The sequence below is a fragment of the Streptomyces tropicalis genome, assembly GCF_029269835.1.
Lineage (GTDB): Bacteria > Actinomycetota > Actinomycetes > Streptomycetales > Streptomycetaceae > Streptomyces > Streptomyces tropicalis.
In genome coordinates this window covers 1-2,232 of record NZ_JARJBB010000083.1, presented here as the reverse complement: position 1 = coordinate 2,232, position 2,232 = coordinate 1, and the positions used below count along the sequence as shown (strand labels likewise).

Below are 2,232 nucleotides of genomic sequence, written 5' to 3'. Positions count from 1 at the left end.
CTAGTGCCGCATCAGACAACGTTCGCCCTGTAGCGCCGCTGGAAAACTCGTCAAAATAGTGTCCTCGCCGGAGCCCTGGAAGGTCCCATCCTGGCTCCTGATGGACGGCTGAGCGGATGCAGGGTCCGGGTCTGGAGTGGGTTGCTTGCCGGTGCCCTCCGGGGCTCGCAGCAGCCCATTCCAGTCGTCGCCGCATGCCGTATGACCTGGTCTTTTATCATCCTCGCCCCTACGGTCGACCCCGGTCGAAAGGGGGGCCGGATGGACCGGACCGTACGCACCGTCGAGGACGTTCTCGCGCTCTTGGACGGGCTCTTCGCATCTGAATCCGAGGCCGGCCGCCTGGCGACGGGTGACGGCAAGGACTTCTGGGATCGCTTCTACGCCGACCGGTCAAGGACGGTCCCGTTCTTCGTGTCGAAGCCGGACGAGAACCTGGCCGCCTACCTCGACCAGGGTCTGATCGCTCCCGGCCGGGCCCTGGACCTGGGGTGCGGGGCGGGCCGCAATGCCCTGTACCTCGCCTCGCGCGGCTTCGAGGTGGACGCCGTCGACCTCTCCCCGGTGGCCGTCGCCTGGGGTGAGGACCGGGCTCACGAGGCCGGGGGCGACGTCCGCTTCCTGTGCGGTGACGCTTTCGTCCTCCCTGCCGCCGAGTTGAGCGGTCCGTACGACCTGGTCGTCGACTCAGGGTGCTTCCACCACCTGCCGCCCCACCGCCGGGTCAGCTACCTGGCCCTTCTCGACCGCATCCTGGCCCCCGGCGGCCATCTCGCGCTCACCAGCTTCGCCGCCGGCGAGCAGGGCATGGGGTCGGAGCTCGCCGACGCGGACCTCTACCGTCGGCGCGACCTGCAGGGTGGCCTCGCCTACACGCCCGAAACACTGCGCTGGATCTTCTCCGACCTGGTGGAGGTGGAACTGCGCCGCATGCGGGAGGAGCCTCCCGAGTCAGCACTATTCGGCGTGACCTTCCTGTGGACCGCGTTGTTCCGTCGGAGTGCGGCTGCCTCAGGCGACGTTCGCCCTGGTGACGACTTCGCGTAGGCACTCGTCCTCGGCATGCTTGTTCCGCCAGATGATGTAGCGGCGGATCATGCTGCCCTGCTCCTTGTGGCTGGCGTGGTCGGTGCCGTCGAGGGTGAAGTAGCGCAGGGCGGTGAACTGGGCCTCGATCCGGTTCAGCCATGAGGAGTTAGTCGGGGTGTAGGCGATCTCGACGTTGTTCGCCTCGGCCCAGTTGGCGACCCGGCGACACCGCTTCGTGGTCAGGTGCGGCGAGTAGTTGTCACACACGATCGCGATGCGCTTCCCGACGGGGTGCAGGGAGCGCAGGTAGCGGCAGAACTCCAGGAACTTGGAGCGGTTCTTGGTCTTCTTAACGTGGCCGTACAGCTGATCTTTGCCCAGGTCGTAGGCGGCGAACAGGTGCCGGACACCGTGCGGGCGGGTGTAGGTCGCACGGCGTCGGGGCCGTGGCTCGCGATCGGGGTCTTTGTGCTTGCCGCCGCGCTCGGCCCACTGGCGTCCGGGGTGGGGCTGGAGGTTGAGCGGGCCGAACTCGTCCATGCAGAAGATGACTTCGGGCTCGCCTTCCTCGGGGACGACCTCGCCGTCGGCGATCGCGTAGAGGTGCTCGACTCGGGCCTTCTTCGGGGCGTAGTCGGGGTCGTTCGAGGACTTCCAGGTCTTCACGCGTTGAAAGGAGACGCCCTCCTCGCGGAGCAGGACCCGAAGGCCCTCGTGGCTAATGTCGTCGACCACCCCCTCGGCGACCAGGAAGTCGGCCAGCTTGACCAGGCTCCAGGTCGAGAAGGGCAGGCCGTGCTCGGCCGGCTTGGACTTGGCGGTCTTCTTGATCTCGCGACGCTCGGGCAGCGTGAACGTCCTGGGGCGCCCGCCCTTGTACTTCGGGTAGAGCGAGTCGAAGCCGTCGGCATTGAAGTTGTGCAGGACGTCGCGGACGCGGTCCGGGCTGGTGAACGTCACCGTCGCGATCTTGTCGACGGGCATGCCCTGCGCGGACAGCAGCACCATCTGGGCCCGCCGCCAGGTCACCACGGACCCGGTGCCGCGGCGGATGATCCGCAGCAGCCTCTGGCCCTCGTCGTCGTCGATCTCCCGCACCCGAACCCGTTCAGCCACCAGGACAGCATGGCCGACGCGCGCCGTCCCGGCCCGTAGCCGGACGGCGCGTCACAACGAGGCGAACGTTGTCTGATGCGGCACTAG

General features: G+C 67.7%; 2 protein-coding genes. One reads left to right on the top strand and one right to left on the bottom strand.

Translation table 11 applies throughout. The annotated features are described in order from the left end of the window. Nucleotides 1–261 precede the first annotated feature (261 nt). Complete coding sequence (locus P3H78_RS33080) at nt 262–1,047, top strand: class I SAM-dependent methyltransferase (RefSeq protein WP_276112870.1); 786 nt, start codon at nt 262–264, stop codon at nt 1,045–1,047. Here the strand turns inward: P3H78_RS33080 and P3H78_RS33075 are convergent. Continuing rightward, nucleotides 1,012–2,145, bottom strand: a complete 1,134-nt coding sequence (locus P3H78_RS33075; RefSeq protein ID WP_276112869.1) for an IS630 family transposase — start codon at nt 2,143–2,145, stop codon at nt 1,012–1,014. The genes P3H78_RS33080 and P3H78_RS33075 overlap by 36 nt on opposite strands. Between the last annotated feature and the right edge of the window lie 87 nt (nt 2,146–2,232).

Bases quoted from the DNA above. Each gene is read 5' to 3' on its own strand.
- P3H78_RS33080 (WP_276112870.1), top strand. From the start codon at position 262: ATGGACCGGACCGTACGCACCGTCGAGGACGTTCTCGCGCTCTTGGAC.